General features: G+C 71.5%; 5 protein-coding genes and 2 pseudogenes. 2 read left to right on the forward strand and 5 right to left on the reverse strand.

Annotation, left to right across the window (positions count from 1 at the left end):
* Positions 1 to 272: pseudogene (locus tag G3I65_RS02500) on the forward strand (RNA polymerase subunit sigma-24); the annotation flags it as partial.
* Here G3I65_RS02500 and G3I65_RS02505 read toward each other — a convergent pair.
* Both G3I65_RS02505 and G3I65_RS02510 read right to left on the reverse strand, forming a co-directional pair.
* Positions 208 to 1,758, reverse strand: a complete 1,551-nt coding sequence (locus G3I65_RS02505; RefSeq protein ID WP_160694341.1) for a long-chain fatty acid--CoA ligase — start codon at positions 1,756 to 1,758, stop codon at positions 208 to 210. The pseudogene G3I65_RS02500 and the gene G3I65_RS02505 sit on opposite strands and share 65 nt — an antisense overlap.
* A 10-nt stretch (positions 1,759 to 1,768) precedes the next feature.
* Positions 1,769 to 2,572, reverse strand: coding sequence for an SDR family NAD(P)-dependent oxidoreductase (locus tag G3I65_RS02510; protein WP_160694343.1), 804 nt, complete (start codon positions 2,570 to 2,572; stop codon positions 1,769 to 1,771).
* Between the two features lie 146 nt (positions 2,573 to 2,718).
* Here G3I65_RS02510 and G3I65_RS02515 point away from each other — a divergent pair, with 146 nt between their 5' ends.
* The gene (locus G3I65_RS02515) at positions 2,719 to 3,351 is read left to right on the forward strand and encodes a TetR/AcrR family transcriptional regulator (protein ID WP_160694345.1); all 633 of its coding nucleotides are present in this window, start codon (positions 2,719 to 2,721) and stop codon (positions 3,349 to 3,351) included.
* On the opposite strand, the gene G3I65_RS02520 is transcribed toward G3I65_RS02515, so the two are convergent.
* The 3 genes and pseudogenes from G3I65_RS02520 to G3I65_RS02530 all read right to left on the reverse strand — a co-directional run.
* Positions 3,344 to 3,514, reverse strand: a complete 171-nt coding sequence (locus G3I65_RS02520) for a hypothetical protein (protein ID WP_160694347.1) — start codon at positions 3,512 to 3,514, stop codon at positions 3,344 to 3,346. The two genes, G3I65_RS02515 and G3I65_RS02520, sit on opposite strands and share 8 nt — an antisense overlap.
* Positions 3,515 to 3,566: 52 nt before the next feature.
* Positions 3,567 to 4,565: an SEFIR domain-containing protein gene (locus G3I65_RS02525; protein WP_309235230.1), complete on the reverse strand. Its 999-nt coding sequence runs from the start codon at positions 4,563 to 4,565 to the stop codon at positions 3,567 to 3,569.
* Between the two features lie 56 nt (positions 4,566 to 4,621).
* Positions 4,622 to 5,039, reverse strand: a pseudogene (locus tag G3I65_RS02530) (hypothetical protein); the annotation flags it as partial.

The raw sequence follows: 5,039 nt of genomic DNA on the forward strand, positions 1-5,039 counted from the left end.
TCACGGCCGACGGCGGTGGCCTGGCCGCCGCCGTGGCGCGCCCGGTCGAAGGCGGCGAGCGGGTCGCGCGCTACGCCGTGGGTCTCGCGGCGCGCGTCTCCGGCATGACGCTCGCCGAGCGCGTGGTCAACGGCCGGCCGGGCCTGGTGCTGAGCCAGGGCGGCGTGGTCTTGGCCGTCGTCGCGTTCGACGTCGCCGGGGACGCGATCACGCGGGTGTGGGCGGTGCGGAACCCGGAGAAGCTGCGCCGGTGGCAAGCAGCTGCTGCTTGATCTCCACCTTCAGCACCTTGCCCACCTTGGACCGCGGCAGGTCCGGCCAGACGAGCACCTCCTTGGGCGCCTTGACGCTCCCGAGCAGTCCCTTCGCGAACGCCCGCAGCTCGTCGGCGGTCACCTCGCGGCCCGCGTGGACCTGCACCACGGCGGTGACCTGCTCGCCCCACTTCTCGTGCGGCAGCCCGACGACGGCGCAGTCGCGGACCGCGGGGTGGCTCAGCAGCGCCTGCTCGACTTCGGCGGAGTAGACGTTGAAGCCGCCGCTGATGATCATGTCCTTCAAGCGGTCCACGATGTAGAGGTAGTTGTCCTCGTCGAGGTAGCCGATGTCCCCGGTGTGGTGCCAGCCGCCCGCCGACGCCTTGGCCGTCGCCTCGGGATCCTGGTAGTACCCGGCCATCACGAGCGGTCCGCGCACGACGATCTCGCCGCGTTCGCCCGGTGGCAGGGAATTCCCGTCACTGTCCACTATGGACACCTGGGTGAGCGGTGTCGGCTTGCCCGCCGAGGCGAACCGTTCCACGGCGAGCGTCCCGTCCGGGCGCAGGTGGTCCGCGGGGGCCAGCGTGGAGATCATCATCGGGGCTTCGGACTGCCCGAACAGCTGGCCCAGCACCGGCCCGATCCGCTCGATCGCCTCCCGCAGCCGCGCGGTGGACATCGGCGCCGCGCCGTACCAGAGGCACTGCAGCGACGAAAGGTCCGTCGTGTCGAGCGCGGCGTTGTCCAGCAGCAGGTAGATCAGCGTCGGCGGCAGGAACGTGTGCGTGATCCCGCGTTCCTCGACCAGGCCCAGGAACGCCGTCAGGTCCGGGGCCGGCATCACGACGACCTCGCCGCCCAGCGCGAGCACCGGGAAGCACAGCACGCCCGCCGCGTGCGTGAGCGGCGCCAGCGCCAGGTACCGCGGCCGCCCGCGGAACGGGTAGCTCATCAGCGTCAGCGCGGTCATCGTCTCGATGTTGTGCCCGGTCAGCACGACACCCTTGGGGCGGCCGGTGGTGCCGCCGGTGCCGACGAGCATCACGACGTCGTCCACCGGCGGCGCTTCCCACGGCGCGGCGTCGCCGAGCCAGTCCTCGAACGAGCCGTCGTCGAGGCAGACCGCCGTCTTCAGCTTCGGCAGGTCCGGCCGCAGCTGCTCGACCAGCGGCGCGAACGACGACTGGTAGATCAGGCACGTGCAGTCGAACAGGTCCAGCAGGTCCCGGTTCTCCCCGGCGGCGTTGCGCGGGTTGACCGGGCACCACACCGCGCCCGCGCGCGAAACGCCGAAGACGCACGCGAACGCGGTGGGGTCGTTGGCGGAGAGGATGGCGACCTTTTCGCCCGGCCGGACGCCGGAACCGGCCAGTGCCCGGGCGATCCGCCAGGACAGCTCCTGGACGGACGCGTAGCTCAACGAGGCGCCGGCCATCGTCAGGCACGGCGCCGAGGGGCCGAGGGTGGCCCCCTTGTCGAGGTAGTCAACCAGGCGCATCGCGATCAGGTCACATGCCCATGCCGCCGTCGACCGGCAGGCCGGCGCCGGTGACGAAGCGGGCGGCGTCGGAGGCCAGGAAGACGACGGCGTCGGCCATGTCGGTGACCTCGCCGAGCCGGCCGGCCGGGGTTTGCCCGACGACGGCGCCGATCGCGTCCTCGACGCTGGGGAAGAGCCCGAGCCGCACGACGTCGGTGGCGAGCTGGTTGCCCATCTCGGTCGGGACCAGGCCGGGGTAGACGCAGTTGACGCGCACGCCGTAGCCGAGCTTCCCGGACTCCATCGCGGCCACCCGGGTCAGCCGGTCGACCGCGGACTTCGTCGCCGAGTAGCCCGCGATGCCGGGGAAGGCGATGGTCGCGGCGACCGAGGCGATGTTGACGACGGCGCCGCCGTTGCCCGCCGCGCCGCCCGGGCGCATCGCGCGGAAGGCGTGCTTGATGCCGAGCGCGGTGCCCAGGACGTTGACGTCGAGCATCCGCCGCACGTCGGCCGGGTCGAGGTCGGCGACCAGGCCGGAGATCTCCACGCCGGCGTTGTTGACCACGATGTCCAGCCCGCCGAGCTCGGCGACGGTGGCCGTGATGGCCTGCTCCCAGCCCGCGTCGTCGGTGACGTCGAGTGGCACGAACGCGGCGGTCGCGCCGGTCTGCTTGAGCGCGTCGGCGGTCGCCCGGCCCAGGTCCTCCCGGACGTCGGCGATCACCACCGCGGCACCCGCCCTGGCCAGCGCCTCGGCCATGCCGGCCCCGAGGCCGCGTGCTCCGCCGGTGACCAGCGCTGCTCGTCCGGTCAGGTCGTACCCACCCATGACATCTCCTCCTTGAGACGGCTGGGCCACAGCATCAGCCAAGGTCTGGACAGTCGTCAAGAGTTTCCTTGACACTCGTCCAGGAAAAGTTGGTCAAGTGCCCGATAGACTGACCCGGTCAACTCGGGAAGCGACGGACGGTGCAGGTGACAGAGGCGAAGGAGCGGACGCGGGACCGGATCTCGCGCCGCCAGGTCGACAAGTTCGAACAGCGGCGGGCGCAGCTGGCCGAGTCCGCGCTGCAAACGCTGGCCGAGCTCGGCTACGCCCGGACGAGCCTCCGGGAGATCGCGCAGAACTCGGACTTCTCACACGGCGTGCTGCACTACTACTTCGCCGACAAGGTCGACCTGCTGACCCACTGCGTCCGGCAGTTCGAAGAGGTGTGCGTCACCCGGTACGACGAAATCGTCGCCCGCGCCCGCACGGCGGCGGAGTTGCAACGCGACTTCGCGAAGGCGATGGGGGCGACGCTGCGCGCGGACGCGAAGCTGCACCGGCTCTGGTACGACCTGCGCAACCAGAGCCTGTTCGAGGAGTCGTTCCGGGCCGACGTCCTGGAGATCGACCGACGGCGCGAAGAGATGATCTGGCACGTGGTGTCGCGGTACGCGGAACTGGTGTCGGCGCCGGTGGACGTTCCGGCGTCGGTGGCGTACGCGCTGCTGGACGGGTTGTTCCAGCAGGCGTTGCTGCGTCACCTGGCGGGGGTGGAGGGGGCGGCGGGGGACCTCGAGCGGGAGGTGCCGTCGGTGCTGGCGCGGGTGGTGGCTAGCTAGACCCCTCGACGTCGTCCGGTGCGCGTGGTGCCGGCACCACGAAGGCGATCACCCCGGCCAGCAAGCCGACGAGCACGGACAGGTGCGCGGCGGCCGGCACGGCGGTGATCAGGAACAGCCGCAGCGACCCCGAGATCAGCAGGCGCCACATCCTCGGGCTCATGATCAACAAGTACCCGGTGCCCGCCGGGGCCAACCCGGTGTCAGCGTCACGATCAGGTGTAGAGGACCGGATCGCCCCAGCCGAGTTCGGGGAGGCCGTTGGACAGGCCGCCCGCCAGGCGCGCGCCCGCGAGCATCGGGTGGGCCGTCGTGTCCGTGCGGTAGGCCACCAGCCGCAGGCGCAGTACTTCGGTGACGTCGACCGTCAGGTGCGCCGGGGAGCCGAGCTTCACCGTCGCGCCCGGGTGGGCGACGCCGTCGAGGAAGATCTCGAAGTAGCCGGTCTGCTGGGAATCGCTCGCGTCGTCGAGGACACCGACCGTCGTCTCGAACTTCTTGTACTTCCGCCCGAGCGGGTACTCGACGACGCCGCGGGGCTCGCTGCAGAACATCGAGCAGCGGTAGGCGATGCCGTTGCCGTAGTGGACGCCGTCGATGCCGACCGCGCCGAGCCGGACGTCCGGTCCCTTCGACACCGGCTTCAATTCGTTGGTCAGCAACAGTTTCCGGCGCCGCGGGGGCGGCACGAACCCGGGCAGGGCGAACGTCCCGGGCTCGTCGTCGGGCCCGGGGTGCTCGGCCTGTCCCGCGATCGCCCGGACCAGGCTCCGCACGCCCGGGTCGTCCAGCTGGAACTGCTGGATCTTGTAGTGCGACGCCGAATACGGGGTCAGGAAGAGGGGGATCTCCTCGATCGCCCGGCCCGGCAGCACGATCGGCAGGATCCGCGCGGTGTACTCGTCGATGTCGCTGCTGAGCTGGTTGCGGAGGATGGCGCCCTCGAACTGGGAACCCCAGCCGACCTGCGGCAGCTCGTCGCCGTCGAGCCGCCGCCGGTACACCGGGGAGGCGATCGCGAGGGTGAAGTCGGCCAGCTGGAGCTGGCGCGCCGCCCACTTCGCCCAGTCGATGCGGTGGCCGTCCGCCCACTGGTCGAGGTGCACCTCGAGACCGACGTGCCGGTGCAGGAACTCGGCGAACCGGCGCACGAGTGTCTTGTGGTTCTCGTCGTCGTGCGAGTACGACACGAAAACCCGGGGGCGGCGCGTCACCATCGTTCTCCGTCCGCTCGGGGGCGCCACCAGAGTCGGTGTCCCGTGAGGTCCCGTTACGCCGGCCGGGCGCGGGCTTCGCCGACGACGACCGGGTCGAGGTCCGGGTGGATCTCCTCCGCCTGGGCCCAGAACGCCGCCGCCTCCTCGCGCGCGCCGCGGGCCGCCGCCACGTTGCCCAGTCCCGTGTACGCGCGCGCCGCTTCGTGTTCGCTGTCGCAGGCTTCCGCCCGCGCCGCCGCTTCGCGGTAGGCCGCGGCCGCGAGGTCGTGCTCGCCGGTGTGGAACCGGGCCCAGCCCAGGCAGTTCAGCGCCATCGCGGCGTCGAGGTCGAGGTCCAGCGCGTCGAACACGGCCAGCGTGCCCGCCGCGAGCTCCGCGGCTTCGGCCGCCTCGCCGAGCGCGACGAGCACCAGCGCGATGCCGCGGTTGGTGATGGCGGCGTTGCGGTCGTTGCCCGCCTGCTCGTAGAAC

Origin of the sequence: Amycolatopsis sp. SID8362, from assembly GCF_010550475.1 — a bacterium.
Classification (GTDB): Bacteria; Actinomycetota; Actinomycetes; order Mycobacteriales; family Pseudonocardiaceae; genus Amycolatopsis; species Amycolatopsis eburnea.